Origin of the sequence: Kosakonia sp. BYX6 (assembly GCF_038449125.1) — a bacterium.
Taxonomy (GTDB): domain Bacteria; phylum Pseudomonadota; class Gammaproteobacteria; order Enterobacterales; family Enterobacteriaceae; genus Kosakonia; species Kosakonia calanthes.
This window is the reverse complement of the sequence record NZ_CP151800.1, coordinates 2817837-2835605: the sequence shown is the minus strand read 5'-3', so window position 1 is coordinate 2835605 and position 17769 is coordinate 2817837. Positions and strand designations below refer to the sequence as shown.

15 protein-coding genes are annotated in these 17769 nt (G+C 54.7%); 10 read left to right on the top strand and 5 right to left on the bottom strand.

Going from position 1 to position 17769, the window contains the following annotated elements:
* Nucleotides 1-11 precede the first annotated feature (11 nt).
* The 4 genes from nagZ to AAEY27_RS13300 all read left to right on the top strand — a co-directional run bounded on the left by nagZ (nt 12) and on the right by AAEY27_RS13300 (nt 3916).
* Nucleotides 12-1037: a beta-N-acetylhexosaminidase gene (nagZ, locus tag AAEY27_RS13315; protein ID WP_342325574.1), complete on the top strand. Its 1026-nt coding sequence runs from the start codon at nt 12-14 to the stop codon at nt 1035-1037.
* A gap of 36 nt (nt 1038-1073) precedes the next feature.
* Nucleotides 1074-1616 (top strand): alpha/beta hydrolase YcfP, encoded by a 543-nt coding sequence (gene ycfP, locus AAEY27_RS13310; RefSeq protein WP_342321067.1) that lies wholly within the window; start codon nt 1074-1076, stop codon nt 1614-1616.
* Between the two features lie 259 nt (nt 1617-1875).
* Nucleotides 1876-3180 carry an NAD(P)/FAD-dependent oxidoreductase gene (locus AAEY27_RS13305; RefSeq protein WP_342321066.1) on the top strand — a complete coding sequence of 435 codons (1305 nt, stop codon included), beginning with the start codon at nt 1876-1878 and terminating at the stop codon, nt 3178-3180.
* A gap of 196 nt (nt 3181-3376) precedes the next feature.
* Nucleotides 3377-3916 carry a glycine zipper 2TM domain-containing protein gene (locus AAEY27_RS13300; RefSeq protein ID WP_342321065.1) on the top strand — a complete coding sequence of 180 codons (540 nt, stop codon included), beginning with the start codon at nt 3377-3379 and terminating at the stop codon, nt 3914-3916.
* A 515-nt stretch (nt 3917-4431) separates the two neighbouring features.
* Here AAEY27_RS13300 and AAEY27_RS13295 read toward each other — a convergent pair.
* Nucleotides 4432-5067 (bottom strand): TetR/AcrR family transcriptional regulator, encoded by a 636-nt coding sequence (locus tag AAEY27_RS13295; protein ID WP_342321064.1) that lies wholly within the window; start codon nt 5065-5067, stop codon nt 4432-4434.
* Between the two features lie 244 nt (nt 5068-5311).
* Here AAEY27_RS13295 and bhsA point away from each other — a divergent pair, with 244 nt between their 5' ends.
* Nucleotides 5312-5569 (top strand): multiple stress resistance protein BhsA, encoded by a 258-nt coding sequence (gene bhsA / locus AAEY27_RS13290; protein ID WP_342321063.1) that lies wholly within the window; start codon nt 5312-5314, stop codon nt 5567-5569.
* A gap of 81 nt (nt 5570-5650) precedes the next feature.
* Here the strand turns inward: bhsA and ldtC are convergent, their stop codons facing one another.
* The 3 genes from ldtC to AAEY27_RS13275 all read right to left on the bottom strand — a co-directional run bounded on the left by ldtC (nt 5651) and on the right by AAEY27_RS13275 (nt 11535).
* Nucleotides 5651-6616, bottom strand: a complete 966-nt coding sequence (gene ldtC, locus AAEY27_RS13285) for a L,D-transpeptidase LdtC (protein WP_342321062.1) — start codon at nt 6614-6616, stop codon at nt 5651-5653.
* 287 nt (nt 6617-6903) lie between these two features.
* Nucleotides 6904-10350, bottom strand: a complete 3447-nt coding sequence (gene mfd, locus AAEY27_RS13280) for a transcription-repair coupling factor (protein WP_342321061.1) — start codon at nt 10348-10350, stop codon at nt 6904-6906.
* A gap of 111 nt (nt 10351-10461) precedes the next feature.
* Nucleotides 10462-11535 carry an acyltransferase family protein gene (locus AAEY27_RS13275; protein WP_342321060.1) on the bottom strand — a complete coding sequence of 358 codons (1074 nt, stop codon included), beginning with the start codon at nt 11533-11535 and terminating at the stop codon, nt 10462-10464.
* A 287-nt stretch (nt 11536-11822) separates the two neighbouring features.
* On the opposite strand from AAEY27_RS13275, the gene lolC reads away from it, so the two are divergent.
* Genes lolC through cobB form a run of 5 tightly spaced genes read left to right on the top strand, consistent with a single transcriptional unit; the run spans nt 11823 to nt 16751 of the window.
* Nucleotides 11823-13022, top strand: coding sequence for a lipoprotein-releasing ABC transporter permease subunit LolC (lolC, locus tag AAEY27_RS13270; protein WP_342321059.1), 1200 nt, complete (start codon nt 11823-11825; stop codon nt 13020-13022).
* Complete coding sequence (lolD, locus tag AAEY27_RS13265; RefSeq protein ID WP_342321058.1) at nt 13015-13716, top strand: lipoprotein-releasing ABC transporter ATP-binding protein LolD; 702 nt, start codon at nt 13015-13017, stop codon at nt 13714-13716. The genes lolC and lolD overlap by 8 nt, the downstream gene beginning before the upstream one ends.
* Nucleotides 13716-14960 (top strand): lipoprotein-releasing ABC transporter permease subunit LolE, encoded by a 1245-nt coding sequence (gene lolE, locus AAEY27_RS13260; RefSeq protein WP_342321057.1) that lies wholly within the window; start codon nt 13716-13718, stop codon nt 14958-14960. The genes lolD and lolE overlap by 1 nt, the downstream gene beginning before the upstream one ends.
* Before the next feature lie 36 nt (nt 14961-14996).
* Nucleotides 14997-15908 (top strand): N-acetylglucosamine kinase, encoded by a 912-nt coding sequence (gene nagK / locus AAEY27_RS13255; protein ID WP_342321056.1) that lies wholly within the window; start codon nt 14997-14999, stop codon nt 15906-15908.
* A 15-nt stretch (nt 15909-15923) separates the two neighbouring features.
* Nucleotides 15924-16751 carry a Sir2 family NAD+-dependent deacetylase gene (gene cobB / locus AAEY27_RS13250; RefSeq protein ID WP_342321054.1) on the top strand — a complete coding sequence of 276 codons (828 nt, stop codon included), beginning with the start codon at nt 15924-15926 and terminating at the stop codon, nt 16749-16751.
* 38 nt (nt 16752-16789) lie between these two features.
* Here cobB and AAEY27_RS13245 read toward each other — a convergent pair whose 3' ends face one another.
* A complete protein-coding gene (locus AAEY27_RS13245) occupies nt 16790-17752 on the bottom strand; it encodes a sugar-binding transcriptional regulator (protein WP_342321053.1) in 963 nt (320 codons plus the stop codon).
* Nucleotides 17753-17769: the final 17 nt, after the last annotated feature.

The following is a 17769-nucleotide window of genomic DNA, read 5'->3' as shown; positions in this document are numbered from 1 at the left end:
GAGAGGTGAGTGTGGGTCCCGTCATGTTGGATGTAGAAGGGTACGAACTGGATGCGGAAGAGCGCGAGATTCTGGCGCATCCGCTGGTCGGCGGCTTGATCCTCTTTACCCGTAATTATCACGATCCTGAGCAGTTGCGCGAACTGGTGCGTCAAATCCGCAGCGCGTCGCATCACCGTCTGGTGGTGGCGGTTGATCAGGAAGGCGGACGCGTGCAGCGTTTTCGTGAAGGCTTTACCCGCCTGCCGGCGGCGCAATCTTTCGCTGCACTGCATGGGCTGGAAGAGGGCGGCCGCCTGGCGCAAGATGCGGGCTGGTTAATGGCCAGCGAAATGATTGCGATGGATATTGATATCAGCTTCGCGCCGGTGCTGGATGTCGGGCATATCAGCGCCGCGATTGGCGAGCGCTCTTACCATGCCGATGCGCAAAAAGCGTTAGCGATGGCGACGCATTTTATCGATGGCATGCACAGCGCGGGCATGAAAACGACGGGCAAACATTTTCCCGGCCACGGCGCGGTAACCGCCGATTCCCACAAAGAAACGCCGCGCGACCCGCGCCCGCTGGCAGAAATTCGTGAGAAAGATATGCGCGTCTTTCGCACGCTTATCGAGCAGAACAAGCTCGACGCGATCATGCCCGCCCATGTGATTTACACCAATGCCGATCCGCGCCCGGCAAGCGGTTCACCGTGGTGGCTGAAAACCGTGTTGCGCGAGGAACTCGGTTTCGATGGCGTGATTTTTTCTGATGATTTGTCGATGGAAGGCGCAGCAATCATGGGCAGTTATGCCGAGCGCGGGCAAGCGTCGCTGGATGCCGGTTGCGATATGATCCTGGTCTGTAATAATCGTAAAGGCGCGGTAAGTGTGTTGGATAACCTGTCGCCGATCAATGCAGAACGTGTTACGAATTTGTATCATAAAGGTTCATATTCTCGTCAGGAATTGATAAGTTCGGCGCGCTGGAAAGCTGTCAATCAACAGCTCGAACAGCTGCACGAACGCTGGCAGGAACACAAAGCCGCTCATTAATTCCTGCGGACGCGGCGTCGAAGTGGTGAGGATACAATGATTATCTATTTACACGGTTTTGACTCAACGAGCCCCGGCAACCATGAAAAAGTGTTGCAGTTACAGTTTATCGATCCAGATGTTCGGCTGATCAGTTACAGCACGCTGCATCCGAAGCATGACATGCAGCACTTGCTGAAAGAAGTGGACAAGATGTTGCAACTCAACGTGGATGAACGTCCGCTGATTTGCGGCGTTGGTCTTGGCGGCTACTGGGCCGAGCGTATCGGTTTTCTGTGCGACGTCCGCCAGGTGATCCTCAACCCGAATCTTTTCCCGTATGAAAATATGGAAGGCAAGATCGACAGGCCGGAAGAGTATGAGGATATCGCCACCAAATGCGTTTCAAATTTTCGCGAGAAAAATCGCGATCGCTGCCTGGTGATTTTGTCGCGCAACGATGAAGCGCTGGACAACCAGCGCGCGTCAGATGAGTTGCATCACTATTACGAGATTGTCTGGGATGAAGAACAATCCCATAAATTCAAGAACATCTCGCCGCATCTTCAGCGCATTAAAGCCTTTAAAACCCTCGGTTAACGCCCTCACCGGCAGGTGCTAAACCTGCCGGATTTCCCGATTTTTTTACACCCTCCGCCAGGCATTTTTCCCCGGCGCGACTACACTTGCTCAACTTTTAAGCATCAAAACTTGATGCATATCAATTTTGGTATGACCATTGAACCGTTCGTGATATTCTCGTCGTCAATGTCAGGTTGCAAGCGCGTAAACCATTGTTAATTAAGGGCTATTTTTATAACTTTTAGTTAACAATTGGTTAATATTTTAGGGGGTCACGTTGACTACACCATTGAAAAAAATTGTCATTGTAGGCGGTGGTGCTGGCGGTCTGGAACTTGCTACGCAGTTAGGCAAAAAGCTCGGACGCGGTAAAAAGGCGAAAATCACGCTGGTCGATCGTAACCACAGCCATTTATGGAAACCGTTGCTGCATGAAGTGGCAACCGGCTCGCTGGATGAAGGCGTCGACGCCCTGAGCTATCTGGCACATGCACGTAATCATCATTTCCAGTTCCAGCTCGGTTCCGTGGTCGACATCAACCGTGAAAGCAAAACCCTGACGCTCGCCGAGTTGCGCGATGAGAAGGGCGATCTGCTGGTTCCAGAACGCAAACTGGCGTACGACACACTGATCATGGCGCTGGGCAGTACCTCCAACGATTTCAATACCCCGGGCGTTAAAGAGCACTGCATTTTCCTCGACAACCCGCATCAAGCGCGTCGTTTCCACCAGGAAATGCTCAACCTGTTCCTCAAGTACTCCGCTAACCTCGGCGCAAACGGCAAAGTGAATATCGCGATTGTCGGTGGCGGAGCAACCGGTGTGGAACTCTCTGCTGAGCTGCATAACGCGGTGAAACAGCTGCACAGCTACGGTTACAAAGGGCTGACGAACGAAGCGCTGAACGTCACGCTGGTGGAAGCGGGCGAACGTATTCTGCCTGCGCTGCCGCCACGCATTTCCGGTGCTGCGCATAACGAGCTGACCAAAATGGGCGTGCGCGTGCTGACCCAGACAATGGTGACCAGCGCTGATGAAGGCGGCCTGCACACGAAAGAAGGCGAATACATTAACGCTGATTTGATGGTCTGGGCGGCGGGTATCAAAGCGCCGGACTTTATGAAAGAGATCGGCGGGCTGGAAACCAACCGTATCAATCAGCTGGTGGTTGAACCGACATTGCAAACCACGCGCGATGCCGATATCTACGCAATTGGCGACTGCGCGTCCTGCGCACGTCCGGAAGGCGGCTTTGTGCCACCGCGCGCCCAGGCGGCGCACCAGATGGCGACTCTCGCCCTGCACAACATCCTGGCGCAGATCAAAGGCAAGCCGCTGAAGGCTTACGTCTATAAAGATCATGGCTCGCTGGTGTCGCTGTCGAATTACTCAACCGTGGGTAGCCTGATGGGTAACCTGATGCGCGGTTCAATGATGATCGAAGGCCGTATCGCGCGCTTCGTGTACATCTCGCTGTACCGTATGCACCAGATTGCGCTGCACGGTTACTTCAAAACCGGCTTGATGATGCTGGTCGGACGCATTAACCGCATTATTCGTCCGCGTCTGAAACTGCACTGATCGGTATTCTGCTCCCTGCTTGTTTTATCGTCAGGGAGCAGAATATCTCTCTGCCTGTGGCGGTATTAGGGCTAAGATAACTCTGAATGTTGCCATTTTACCACCCTGAATCCCCTTTTTTACTCTCTTTCCGATTGGCTTAATTACTTCTGAAGTTGCAGAATTGTTACCAATAGCAAACCAGGGAGAGAATCCTGTGAATAAATCAATGTTAGCGGGTATCGGTATTGGCGTGGCCGCTGCACTGGGCGTTGCCGCAGTTGCCAGCCTGAATGTATTTGAGCGCGGTCCTCAGTACGCGCAGGTGGTTTCCGCGACGCCAATCAAGGAAACCGTCAAAACACCGCGTCAGGCGTGTCGAAATGTAACACTGACGCACCGTCGTCCGGTTCAGGATGAAAACCGTATTACCGGTTCCGTTCTCGGCGCGGTTGCCGGTGGGGTTCTGGGTCATCAGTTCGGTGGCGGGCGAGGGAAGGATGTGGCTACCGTGGTCGGCGCATTAGGCGGCGGCTACGCCGGGAACCAAATTCAGGGTGGGATGCAGGAAAGGGACACCTACACCACAACCCAGCAGCGTTGTAGCACAGTGTATGACAAATCTGAAAAGATGCTTGGCTATGACGTGACGTACAAAATTGGCGACCAACAGGGAAAAATCCGCATGGATAAAGACCCAGGAACGCAAATTCCGCTGGATGGCAATGGTCAGCTCGTTTTGAATAACAAAGCGTAAAAAAGTAGTACTCTGCATGTTGGCTCCTCATCGCTCAGGCTGGGGAGCCTTTTTTTATTAAAAAAGCCTCACATCTCTGCGAGGCTTTTACAGGGTCAAATGAAATCGTGTTGGCGTACCACAAGCAGTCCGGTAATCAGGATAGAGACAAACGCGAACAGTACTGAACCACCCAACAAAACCCACAGACCAAATAACAATGTTATTACTATTAACACTTTGATGAATGGTAATAGCAAAATCATTTTCATTTTCCTTCTGCATGTGATCAGTCAGTGAAGTACCCTTTTCCGCAAAAAATGATTCAATACAGCTCAGCGCGTAGGGGAAGTCATTACTCACGCGTCATCGTGACGCTTATTTTTTTATATCGACCCGCTGAATGATTAGCAGAGCAATAATCACAATTAAGGATAGCAAAGCGGGAAAGATGGCTGATAGATTTTACCTATTATTGAATTATGTAATCTCTATCACAGAGACAGGATGAGACAGTTTCCCGTCTCATCCATTTCTCAGGGCTTGATCAAATCCGGCCACAACCGCAGCGTCGTGTGGGTAATTTGCAGCAATTTGTCGAAACTCGCGCCTTCACGCGCACTGATCGACATGCCTTGCAAAATACAGCCGAGAAACTGCGACAATGCCGCAATATCAACGCCAGCGGGAATTTCCCCGCCTTGCTGGCGCTGGCTAAGGAAGCGATGCAGTGTCTCTTCCTGCTGCGCATGCCGCGATTTAATGGTCTTTGCAATCGCCTGCGAAGAGGCCGCCAGCGTCGCGGAAGTGTTGATCATAAAGCAACCGGCGGGCGTCTCGGTGCTGGTAAAGCACTTCGCCACGGCGGAGAAGTAATCAAATAGCGCGTCCTTTATTGGCTTATCTTCGCAATGCAACAGCGCTTCATGCTTGTTAGCGAACCGCGCGATATAACGATCAAGCACGGCGCGGAACAACCCTTCTTTGTTGGTGAACTCAGCGTACAACGTTGGTGCTTTCGCGCCTGTTGCTTCCACCAGGTCGGATAATGATGTGGCTTCGTAGCCATGCTGCCAAAACAGCGTCATGGCTTTATCGAGCGCCGCTTCCCTGTCGAACACTTTCGGTCGGCCACGGCTTTTTTTAGTACAACTGCTGACTTCATTGGTCATAGTGCCGCTTATTGGTTGTTGGTTTGTTGAACAATCATTATAAAAATAAATGCGGTGAATGACCAGTGGCAAAACAGCACATATTACTAAATCATATGCTTATGATATTTAAGCAATAACTATTTTTCCTAACGATCATTACAAAAAGACGTTGACCGGTGACATTGATCACACTTATGATTTGCCTATCGATCGTTAACTAAATCGCTAACGACATATTTCATCTGCAAACAGGTAAATCATCATGAAAAACGTAACCACACTTTTAGCTGCAGCCGTACTGAGTACTCTTTCTTTCGCAAGCTTCGCCGCTGTTGAAGTGCAATCTGCCCCTGCCGGGCAGCAGGAACTGGCAACCGTGGGTGTGACCGCGGGCACCAACCTCTCTTCTGTTGAAGATCAGGTAGCGAAAAAAGCCGAACAGATGGGCGCATCTTCTTACCGCATCACCTCGGTGACCGGCGACGATAAACTGCACGGTACTGCTGTTCTGTATAAATAAAGTCAGTCACCCTCTGACGTTATGCCACTGCTATAAAAAAGGCCTGCGAATACCGCAGGCCTTTTTCGTTTGCGCAAACCGTTACATCGTCTGCATGGCATTTCCTTCGTGACGAGTGACATCCACTGGCATACCCGAGCGCACTTCCATCACATGGTTCATCACTTCGGCGTCACTGCGCGCATCCTCTTTGAAGGCTTGCATCGCGGCATTGAGCACAATCGGCAGTGTTTTCGGGTCATCATTAATCGATTTTGATAATGGCTGATGCACTTCTACCAGCCGTGAGCCGTCCGGCTCGACAGAAACTTTTATCGGCGTATTGATGATGTTCACCGGTGTGCCGGGGGAGACCTGCGCAAAGAGGCTGGAAATATCGCTATCGCGCAGGCGAATACAGCCCGAACTGACACGCATACCGATACCAAAATCGGCGTTCGTGCCGTGCAGCAAATAGACACCGCCAAACGCGGCAAGACGAATGGCGTGATGACCCATCGGATTATCCGGCCCGGCGGGCATCACGGCGGGCAAATCAATGCCCTGCGCTTTATAGCGCGCACGGATATTCGCCGTCGGCGTCCAGGTAGGGTTTGCGCGTTTATCGGAGACGGTGGTCACCATGGTGGGTGTCAACGTGTCGCCGCCCAGTTGACCAATGCCGATCGGGTAAACGGTGACTTCATTTTTACCCGGCGGATAGTAATAAAGGCGCAGCTCGGCCAGGTTAATCACGATGCCTTTGCGCGGAACATCCGGCAGCAAGGTTTGCAGCGGAATAGTCAGCACGCTGCCTGCGCGCGGGACATAGGGATCAACACCGGGATTGGCCTGGAGCAGCGCGAGGAACCCGACATTGTATTTTTTTGCGATGGCTTCCAGCGAACCGCCGTCATTTTGCACAACGTGAAAACGGTTCTCGCCGACCAGCTTGCTTCCCGCAGGTGGCAGTGGCCAGGTATTTGCCCGAGCGGGCAGGGTGAGGGCGACAGTAGCGACGACGGCGAACAGCGCCATCCAGTGAATGAAACGCGACGTTTTTATCATTACCATAATCCATGTAAATCATAAGGCCATTGCTATAAATCTGTGTGATGGAATTATGGTCGTCAGGCACGTCGAATAACCCTGGGCATTGCAAAGTATTTGTAAATGTTGCGAAATCAAAATGTAGGCCGGATAAGCGGTTACGCGAACAGGTGCGGCAACCAACGCCTGATGGCGGCTTCGCCTTATCAGGCCTACAAACCCCACCGCAGGCAGGAGGCAAAATGTAGGCCGGATAAGCGGTTACGCGCCATCCAGCAAACAGAGCGCCGGAACCAAAAACGCCGTCAGGCGACGGCGTTTTCGGCAAGTTGTTGCATAAAGTTACGCACCCATTCCATGCGGGCTTTGCGCTCGGCAAGTTCCTGCATAAACTTCAACCGCGTCGGGCCATCCAGGCGGAAATGTTGCGGTTGTTTCTGCAACAGCCCAATCAGCCACGCCGGGTTAACGTTGTTTTTCTCGTTAAACTCAATGATGCCACCTTTGTCATTCCCCTCCAGCTTACGGATGCCGAGTCTTTGCGCCTGTTGGCGCAGCCGGGCGATATCCAGCAGGTTGCGGGCCGCATCGGGCAGCAGACCGAAGCGATCAATCAGCTCCACTTTGATTTCATCCAGCGCGTTTTCGTCTTTCGCGCTGGCGATGCGCTTATAAAACGACAAGCGGGTATTAACGTCAGGAATGAAATCTTCTGGCAGCAGCGACGGCATACGCAGTTCAACTTCTGTTTGCTGGCTGGTGAGATCTTCGAGCGACGGCTCACGCCCCTCTTTCAGCGCATCCACGGCATTTTCCAGCAGCTCCATATACAGCGAGAAACCAATGGTTTCCATCTGCCCGCTCTGATCTTCACCGAGCAGTTCGCCCGCGCCACGGATCTCCAGATCGTGTGTCGCCAGCGCAAAACCCGCGCCCAAATCTTCCAGCGAGGCGATGGCTTCCAGGCGTTTTTGCGCATCGGTGGTCATCGCTTTTGGATGCGGCGTCAGCAGCCAGGCATAGGCCTGATGGTGCGAACGGCCAACGCGGCCGCGCAACTGATGCAACTGCGCCAGACCAAAGTGATCGGCACGTTCGATGATGATGGTATTCGCCGTCGGAATATCAATACCGGTTTCAATAATCGTGGTGCAGACCAGCACATTAAAACGTTGATGGTGGAAATCATTCATCACCCGTTCCAGCTCGCGCTCGCGCATCTGTCCGTGACCGATGGCAATCCGCGCTTCCGGCACCAGTTCCGCCAGCCTGTCTGCCGCTTTTTGAATATTTTCCACGTCGTTATACAGGTAATACACCTGGCCGCCGCGCAACACTTCACGCAGGATAGCCTCGCGCACCACCAGGCTATCGTATTCACGCACAAAGGTTTTCACCGCCAGGCGGCGCGCCGGCGGCGTGGCGATAATCGACAGATCACGCATGCCGCTCATCGCCATATTCAGCGTGCGCGGGATCGGCGTGGCGGTGAGCGTCAGAATATCGACATCCGCGCGCATCGCTTTGATGCGCTCTTTATGGCGCACACCGAAACGGTGCTCTTCATCGACAATCAGCAAGCCCAGATCTTTAAGTTTCACATCGCTTTGCAGCAGTTTGTGCGTGCCGATAAGAATGTCGATTTTGCCTTCGGCGGCCTGTTCCATGATTTGCGCTTGCTCTTTGGCGCTGCGAAAACGCGACAGCATCTCAATGCGCACCGGCCAATTGGCAAAACGATCGCGGAAATTATCAAAGTGCTGCTGGGCGAGCAGGGTCGTTGGCACCAGCACTGCCACCTGCTTGTTATTTTCCACGGCGAGGAAGGCGGCGCGCATCGCCACTTCGGTTTTACCGAAGCCAACATCCCCGCACACCAGCCTGTCCATGGCCAGCGGTTGGCACATATCGCTGAGCACCGCGTTGATGGCTTGCGCCTGGTCCGGCGTGGTTTCAAACGGGAAACCATCACAGAACAACTGGTATTGTTCGCGATCATGCTTAAAGGCGAAACCGGCTTTCGCCGCGCGCTGGGCGTAAATATCCAGCAGTTCCGCCGCCACATCGCGGACTTTTTCCGCCGCTTTTTGCCGCGCGCGCGTCCAGGCATCGCTGCCCAGTTTATGCAGCGGCGCGTTATCTTCCGCGCCCCCGGCATAGCGGCTGATCAAATGCAAAGAGGAAACTGGCACATACAGTTTTGCGTCATTGGCATACAGCAACATCAGGTATTCCGCCGTAATGCCGCCCGCTTCCAGAGTGGTCATCCCGGCATAACGCCCGACGCCATGCTCCAGATGCACCACCGGCTGGCCGTCATGCAGTTCTGCCAGGTTGCGAATCAAGGTTTCCGGGTTGATAGTGCGCCGCGTGTCCTGGCGACGGCGGGCGACGCGCTCGCCGAGCAAATCACTTTCGCAAATCAATGCCCGGTTACGCAGCGAATCGATAAAACCGTGCTCCGCCGAACCAATCATCAGGTAGGCACCCGGCTGGCTGGCATCATCGAGACGCATAATGCGTTTTGGCGCCACTTTGATGCGCGCCAGCAGTTCGATCAGCGCTTCACGGCGGCCTTCACTCTCAACGGAGAACACCACCGGCCCGCTAAAGGATTCGAGGAATTTACGCAGGTTATCGAGCGGCGATTTCTGCTGCGCCTGCACCGCCAGTTCCGGCAAGTTCTGGTAACCCAGGTTGACCTGTCCGGCTTTATCAGCCACTTGCTCGGTTTTCAGTTGAATGCGCGGCCACTTTTTCAACTCGCTGAACAGTTCGTCCACGCGCAGCCAGAGCGCCTCAGGTGGTAACAACGGGCGCATCGGATCGACGCCGCGATTTTCAAAACGTGCTTGTGTTTCTTGCTGGAAACGTTCTGCGCTGGCTTCCAGATCGCCGGTATTGACCAGCAATGTGTTCGCCGGGAAATAGCTAAACAACGGCGGCAGCGGTTCGCTAAAGAACAGCGGTTGCCAGTACTCGATCCCGGCGGGCAGGGTGCCTTTACTCACTTGCTGGTAGATATGTTCCGCGTCGCGTTTCACTTCAAACTTGTCGCGCCACTGGCTGCGGAACAGTTCAATCGCGGTTTTGTCGGTCGGGAATTCATGCGCGGGCAATAAATTAATGGCCTCGACTTCTTCCAGCGTGCGCTGGGTATCAGCGTCGAACAGCCGCAAACTGTCGATTTCATCATCGAAAAAGTCAAGACGAAAAGGCTGCGAGCTGCCCATCGGAAAGAGATCGAGCAACGCGCCGCGCGTTGCGTACTCGCCATGCTCCATCACCTGGTCAACGTGGCGATACCCGGCGCTATCCAGTTGCGCGCGCAATTGATCGCGCGAGAGACGCTGGCCTTTTTTCATCACCAGCGCGTGTCCGTGCAAATAGGTGTGCGGGCAAACCCGTTGCATCAGCGTGTTGACCGGCACAATCAACACGCCGCGCTGCATGGCGGGCAGTTGATATAAGGTCGACAGGCGCGAAGAGATGATCTCCTGGTGTGGCGAAAAGCTGTCGTAAGGCAGGGTTTCCCAGTCGGCGAGGTTCATCACGAGGTTATCGGTAAATTGCCCAATCTCATCCTGCAAACGCAGCGCGTTTTGCATATCCGGGGCGATGAGGACGACAGGACCGGTGTGACGCTCAATGATTTCCGCAACTTCGGTGGCGCAGGCCGCACCGGTGAGTTCACCAAACTGGCGCTGGTCACCTGCTTTGCTGGGCAGGGAATAACGGTATTGTTCAGGCATGGGGATAGTCAGATCTCTATAAAATATACCCCCGTTATGGGGGCATATCACTGATACGCAATACCAATATTATCTGTGATTACGCTTTTTTAGCCAATACGACGCGCCGGATCAGCGCGCTTGCACTGCTGCAAGGTGCTTGGTAGGCGGGGTAAAAAAGAGATCGCCAAACAGCGCGGACGAGAGTTTGCGCACCATCAGGCCAACCAGCGTACAGATCAGTAACGAGGCGAACGGATAGACCAGCAGCAGCGCCAGTTCCGCCAGCGGCGGCCATGCGCCCGCGTTCAGTGGTTTAATCAGCGCCAGGCTAAAGCCCTCCACCAGGATACGGTGAGTGGTGTAAATCGCCAGCGTATTCGACCCCACCACATTAAGCAGGCTGTTTTCACTGGGCGGAAAACGCTGCTCCATCTCCCAGAACAACCGCATAATGCCGACAATCGACAGCAGGCACAGCGGCAGGGGCATGTTAAACATCCACAGCCCGAATGCCACAATCACCGCCAGCGCAAACAGCAGCCCGTAACGACGCAGCGAGACGGTTTTTACCCACTCCATCACGCTCACGCCGTACCAGGCGCCAAGCGAGTAGAAAATCATGTTGCGCACGACGCTGTTCATTCCCCACCACGGCAGCGGCAAGTAGTTGATCGCCAGGCTTGCCAGAATCATCAGCGCCAGCATCGGCACTTTCCAGCGGCTCAGCAATTTGCACAGCGTGAAATACACCACCAACGCGTAGAGATACCAAAGGCTGGTGGTGGCGGTGATCATGCCGTGCAGAAATTCGCCCCAGCCATCGGCATATGCCGCATTCGACGAGTTACTCAGGTCGCGTTCCGGGGCCAGCCAATCATTGATGTGGCTTAACCCGACCCACTGCAACACGCCCCACAGCGCCAGCACATAAGCAATGCTCCAGATGCGCTTGTCGATGGAGTCTTTCCACGGCACATCATCGATGTAACGGCGAATCAAATATCCCGAGATAAAAAAGAACACCGGCATGCGAAAAGGCGCGAGATAAAGGTTGAAGTAAACCCAGCACTTAGAGAGTGTTTGTGACCACGGGTGCTGGAAGGCGGAAAGGTGCGGGTAAAACGTAATGACTGAGTGATAAATCACCACCAGGCAAATACATAACCCCTTAATCTGGTTAATCCATAGTGCTTTCTGTTTCATGCGTTTGTGCCTGTTTGCCATAATCCCGGTGAATGATTCTGGTCAGACAAGCCGCGGATGTTAAGGCGGAAGTGTCTGTATTTATTCATTTTCGGATTAGGAGCAGGCTTGCGGCTACGCTGTGTGCAAATGCGCTTCAGCTCACAGAATTGATTGCGAGGTATAGTAAATTGATTTTCCGACACTTTTTGGCATTGTGCTGACGAATAGTTACCGTTTCACTCATTTACGCTCTTGGTTTTCGCTTATATACTCCTGACTCTGCTTACAGCCACCAGATGGATCTCATGTACCAGCCTGTCACTCTATTCATAGGTCTGCGCTATATGCGTGGACGCGCAGCGGACCGCTTCGGCCGCTTTGTCTCCTGGCTGTCGACCATTGGCATCACCCTGGGTGTTATGGCGCTGGTAACGGTGTTATCAGTGATGAATGGCTTCGAACGCGAGCTGCAAAACAACATCCTGGGGCTGATGCCGCAGGCCACACTCACCACGGAAAAGGGTTCGCTGAATCCCCAACAACTTCCCGCCAGCGCCTTAGCATTGCAGGGCGTGTCGCGCATTGCGCCGCTGACCTCCGGCGATGTGGTGCTGCAAAGCGCGCGCAGCGTCGCGGTGGGCGTCATGTTAGGTATCGACCCCGCGCAAAACGATCCGCTCACACCTTTCCTGGTTAACGTTAAGCAACGTGATTTGCAAGCCGGGAAATACAACATCATTCTTGGCGAGCAACTGGCAGGCCAGTTGGGCGTTAACCGTGGCGATCAAATTCGCCTGATGGTGCCATCCGCCAGTCAATTCACCCCAATGGGACGTCTGCCGAGCCAGCGCCTGTTTACCGTCATCGGTACCTTTGCCGCCAACAGTGAAGTCGACGAATACCAGATGCTGGTGAACATTGACGATGCCTCGCGCCTGATGCGCTACCCGGCGGGCAATATCACCGGCTGGCGTTTATGGCTTAACGAGCCGTTAACCGTCGATGTTCTCAGCCAGCAAAAACTGCCGGAAGGCACGCAATGGCACGACTGGCGTGACCGCAAAGGCGAGCTGTTCCAGGCGGTGCGCATGGAAAAAAATATGATGGGGCTGCTCTTAAGCCTGATCGTCGCCGTGGCGGCGTTTAACATCATTACCTCCCTCGGCCTGATGGTGATGGAAAAACAGGGCGAAGTGGCGATTTTGCAAACCCAGGGCTTAACGCCGCGCCAGATTATGGCGGTGTTTATGGTGCAAGGCGCCAGCGCCGGGATCATCGGCGCGCTGCTGGGCGCCGCGCTGGGCGCGCTGCTCGCCAGTCAATTGAATAATTTGATGCCGATTATCGGCGCGCTGCTCGACGGCGCGGCCTTGCCGGTGGCGATTGAGCCGCTGCAAGTGATCGGCATTGCGCTGGTGGCGATGGCCATCGCGCTGCTCTCTACGCTTTACCCTTCCTGGCGCGCCGCCGCCACTCAACCCGCTGAGGCATTACGTTATGAATAAGATCCTGTTGCAATGCGACAACCTGTGCAAACGCTATCAGGAAGGCAGTGTGCAAACCGACGTGCTGCACAATGTCAGCTTTAGCATGCTGGAAGGGGAATTGATGGCGATTGTCGGCAGCTCCGGCTCCGGTAAAAGTACGCTGCTGCATCTGCTTGGCGGGCTGGATACGCCAACCTCCGGCGATGTGATTTTTGGCGATCGGTCGATGAGCAAACTGTCGTCGACGGCAAAAGCCGAGCTGCGTAACCGCGAACTGGGCTTTATCTACCAGTTCCACCATCTGTTGCCCGATTTTACCGCGCTGGAAAACGTCGCCATGCCGCTGCTGATTGGCAAAAAGAAACCGGCGGAAATTGATACCCGCGCACGCGAAATGCTGCGCGCCGTTGGCCTTGAACACCGCGCCAGCCATCGTCCTTCTGAACTTTCCGGCGGTGAGCGCCAGCGTGTGGCTATCGCCCGTGCGCTGGTGAACAACCCGCGTCTGGTGCTGGCCGATGAACCGACCGGTAACCTCGATGCCCGCAATGCCGACAGCATTTTTGAACTGCTGGGCGAATTGAACAAATCGCAGGGCACCGCTTTCCTGGTGGTGACGCACGATTTACAACTGGCGAAGCGTATGAACCGGCAGTTGGAAATGCGCGATGGTTATCTCAACACTGAAGTGACCCTGATGGGGGCAGACTAATGGCTTCGCCGCTATCGTTATTGATTGGTCTGCGCTTTAGTCGGGGCCGCCGCCGTGGCGGCATGGTGTCGCTGATTTCGGTGATCTCGACCGTCGGTATCGCATTAGGCGTGGCGGTCTTGATCGTCGGTTTAAGCGCGATGAACGGTTTTGAGCGCGAGCTGAATAACCGCATTCTGGCGGTGGTGCCGCACGGTGAAATCGAGCCGGTGAACCAGCCGTGGAACAACTGGAATTCCGCCCTTGAGAAGGTGAAAAAGGTGCAGGGCATTGCCGCCGCCGCACCGTATATCAACTTTACCGGGCTGGTGGAAAGCGGGGCCAATTTGCGCGCCATCCAGGTGAAAGGCGTCGATCCGGCGCAGGAAACAGACCTGAGTGCGCTGCCGAAGTTTGTGCAGGGCGATGCCTGGCAGCAATTTAGCGCCGGTTCGCAGCAAATCATTCTCGGCAAAGGCGTGGCGGATGCGCTGAAAGTGAAGCAGGGCGATTGGGTGTCGATCATGATCCCGAACTCCGACGACGCGCACAAATTGTTGCAACCGAAACGCGTACGACTGCATGTCACCGGTATTCTGCAACTGAGCGGTCAGCTCGATCACAACTACGCGATGATCCCGCTTGCCGACGCGCAGCAATATCTTGATATGGGCAGTAGCGTCACCGGTATTGCCATCAAAGTGAAAGATGTATTCAATGCCAATAAGCTGGTGCGCGACGCGGGCTCCGTCACCGACAGCTATGTTTATATCAAAAGCTGGATCGGCAAATATGGCTACATGTACCGCGACATTCAGATGATCCGCGCCATTATGTACCTGGCGATGGTGCTGGTGATTGGCGTCGCCTGTTTTAACATCGTGTCGACGCTGGTAATGGCGGTGAAAGATAAAAGCGGCGATATCGCCGTGCTGCGGACATTGGGGGCGAAAGATGGCCTGATCCGCGCCATTTTCGTCTGGTACGGTCTGCTGGCGGGGTTGCTTGGCAGCCTTTGCGGCGTGGTGATTGGCGTGGTGGTGTCGCTGCAACTGACGCCCATTATCAATGTGATTGAAAAAATTATCGGCCATCAGTTCCTGTCAGGGGATATCTACTTTATTGATTTCCTGCCGTCGGAATTACACCCGCTGGATGTGGTGTATGTGCTGGTGACCGCGTTGTTATTAAGCCTGCTGGCAAGCTGGTATCCGGCGCGTCGGGCGAGCAATATTGATCCGGCAAGAGTGTTGAGCGGGCAGTAATCCCGCGCATGACAAGGCCACAATCAAGGAGTGGCGATGAATTACGGGTTTGATATCGGCGGCAGTAAAATCGCGTTGGGCGTCTTTGATGCCGGGCGGCGTTTGCAGTGGGAAAAACGCATCGCCACGCCGCATGAGAGTTACGACGCGTTTCTGCACGCCATCGCCGGGCTGGTCGACGAGGCCGATGCCCGCTTCGGCGTCAAAGGCAGCGTCGGCGTTGGCATTCCCGGCATGCCTGAAACCGCCGACGGCACCTTATATGCCGCCAATCTTCCTGCTGCCAGCGGCCAGCCACTGCGCCGCGATCTCAGCGTCCTGCTGGCGCGCGATGTGCGCATGGACAATGACGCCAACTGTTTTACCCTTTCTGAAGCCTGGGATGACGAGTTCCGCCAGTATCCGCTGGTGATGGGGCTGATCCTCGGCACCGGCGTCGGCGGCGGGCTGGTGGTCAACGGCAAATCGATTCATGGACGCCGCTTTATCACCGGCGAATTCGGTCATACCCGTTTACCGGTCGATGCGCTGGGATTGATGGGTTTTGATTTTCCGCTGACCCGCTGCGGCTGCGGCAAAATCGGCTGTATCGAGAATTACCTCTCCGGGCGCGGTTTTGCGTGGTTGTACCGACACTTCTATCATCAATCATTGTCAGCGCCGGAGATCATCACGCGCTGGGAGCAAGGCGACGCAAAAGCGCTGGCGCACGTTGAGCGCTACGCGGATTTGCTGGCGGTGTGTCTGGGCAATATCCTGACCATTATCGACCCGGATCTGCTGGTGATTGGCGGCGGTTTGTCGAATTTCAGCGCGCTAACCCGGCTGCTGCCGGAGCGGATTGCGCCATACTTATTACCTGCGGGTGACGTTCCACGTATTGAACGCGCCCGACACGGTGACGCAGGCGGCATGCGCGGTGCCGCCTTCCTTCACCTTACTGACTGATTCTGTGAGGATGCCATGCAATCGCGACGTTCACATCGTCTCAGCCGTTTTCGCCGTAACAAGCGCCGTTTGCGCGAGCGGTTACGGCAGCGCATTTTTTTCCGCGACATCGACAAAATGGTACCTGACGTGATGGAAAAACCGAGAGTCGTAGTGCTGACAGGGGCGGGGATTTCCGCCGAGTCCGGTATTCGTACCTTCCGCGCGGCGGATGGGCTGTGGGAAGAGCATCATGTGGAAGATGTGGCGACGCCGGAAGGTTTTGCCCGTAATCCGCAACTGGTGCAAAAATTTTACAACGAGCGCCGCCGGCAACTTCAGCAGCCGGAAATCGTGCCGAACGCCGCACATCTGGCGCTGGCGAAGCTGGAGGAGGCGTTGGGCGATCGCTTTCTGTTGATCACGCAAAATATCGACAACCTGCATGAACGCGCCGGGAATCAGCACATCATTCATATGCATGGTGAATTGCTGAAAGTGCGGTGTTCGCAGAGCGGGCAAGTGCTGGAGTGGACGGAAGATGTCCTGCATGACGATAAATGCCACTGCTGCCAGTTTCCCTCCGCGCTGCGCCCGCATGTGGTGTGGTTTGGCGAAATGCCGCTCGGCATGGACGAGATTTACAGTGCGCTGGCGATGGCGGATGTGTTTATCGCTATTGGCACCTCCGGGCATGTTTACCCCGCTGCCGGGTTTGTACACGAAGCGAAACTGCACGGCGCGCACACCGTTGAGCTGAACCTGGAACCGAGCCAGGTCGGCAGCGAGTTTGAAGAGAAACATTACGGGCTGGCAAGCGCGGTGGTGCCGGAGTTTGTCGAAAAGTTGCTGAAAGGGCTGTAAAACGAAAACGCCTTCTCTCCGGCAGGAGAGAAGGACGCTTACAGGGCTTTTTGCAGGTTGATCACCGTGCGGGCGTTCGAGGCGCTGGTCGCCAGAACGTCAATCACACCGGTGCGCAACGCGCCGAGAATGGCGGTGGCCTTGGTGCTTTCCGAGGCAATCGCAATTACGCAGGGAATGGTGCGAAGCTGCTCAAGGCTTAAGCCGATCACCCGATCGTTCATCACCGTGTCTACCGGCGTGCCCTGGATATTAAAAAAGCTGTAACCGGCGAGGTCGCCGACCACACCCTGTTCCTGGCGGGCGGTGATAATTTCCTGTGGCGTAAACCAGCCCAGTTGCACCATAAAGCTGTTTTCGTTCATATCTCCCAGGCCAATCAGCGCCACATCCGCTTTACTCGCCTGTTCGAGCGTCGCTTTGATCAACCGGTTCTGAATAAACGCTTCGCGCAGCGCCGGGGTTTCAACATACGCCGGGGCGTACAACGTTTCGCTAAAACCATTGAACTTGCGCGCCAGGTTACGGCTGATGTGGTCGGCGTCAATCAATTGACCATCGCGTTTAGTGCCGCCAATTCCGCAAATAAACCGGCAGGCGCGTTCCGGGAAAATGCCGACATGATTGGCGACCGCCGCGACATTGCGCCCTTGACCAACGGTTACCGTCATATCGCTTTTCAGGATCGTGGCAAGGTAGTTGCTGACCAGCGCGGCAACCTGCTGGCGTTGCTCATCTTCATCGTGGTGATCGAGGGCAATCAATGCCCGTTTGATCCCAAAATGCTGGATGAACTGTTGTTCAATCTGCGAACTAAAGACCGGGTGATATTTGACGTTGATTTCAACGATCCCCTCATGGCGGGCTTTTTTCAGCAGCCTGCCGACTTTAATGCGCGAGATACCAAACCGTTGCGCGATCTCTTCTTGGGTCTGTTCCTGCTCGTAATACGCCACAGCGATTTCCGTTAGCAGTTCATAATCAGAGTCTTGTTCAGCCATCGCAGTCTTTTTCCATT

Bases quoted from the DNA above. Each gene is read 5' to 3' on its own strand.
- ycfP (WP_342321067.1), top strand. From the start codon at position 1,074: ATGATTATCTATTTACACGGTTTTGACTCAACGAGCCCCGGCAACCAT.
- AAEY27_RS13295 (WP_342321064.1), bottom strand. From the start codon at position 5,067: ATGACCAATGAAGTCAGCAGTTGTACTAAAAAAAGCCGTGGCCGACCG.
- bhsA (WP_342321063.1), top strand. From the start codon at position 5,312: ATGAAAAACGTAACCACACTTTTAGCTGCAGCCGTACTGAGTACTCTT.
- ldtC (WP_342321062.1), bottom strand. From the start codon at position 6,616: ATGATAAAAACGTCGCGTTTCATTCACTGGATGGCGCTGTTCGCCGTC.
- mfd (WP_342321061.1), bottom strand. From the start codon at position 10,350: ATGCCTGAACAATACCGTTATTCCCTGCCCAGCAAAGCAGGTGACCAG.
- AAEY27_RS13275 (WP_342321060.1), bottom strand. From the start codon at position 11,535: ATGAAACAGAAAGCACTATGGATTAACCAGATTAAGGGGTTATGTATT.
- lolC (WP_342321059.1), top strand. From the start codon at position 11,823: ATGTACCAGCCTGTCACTCTATTCATAGGTCTGCGCTATATGCGTGGA.
- lolD (WP_342321058.1), top strand. From the start codon at position 13,015: ATGAATAAGATCCTGTTGCAATGCGACAACCTGTGCAAACGCTATCAG.
- lolE (WP_342321057.1), top strand. From the start codon at position 13,716: ATGGCTTCGCCGCTATCGTTATTGATTGGTCTGCGCTTTAGTCGGGGC.
- nagK (WP_342321056.1), top strand. From the start codon at position 14,997: ATGAATTACGGGTTTGATATCGGCGGCAGTAAAATCGCGTTGGGCGTC.
- cobB (WP_342321054.1), top strand. From the start codon at position 15,924: ATGCAATCGCGACGTTCACATCGTCTCAGCCGTTTTCGCCGTAACAAG.
- AAEY27_RS13245 (WP_342321053.1), bottom strand. From the start codon at position 17,752: ATGGCTGAACAAGACTCTGATTATGAACTGCTAACGGAAATCGCTGTG.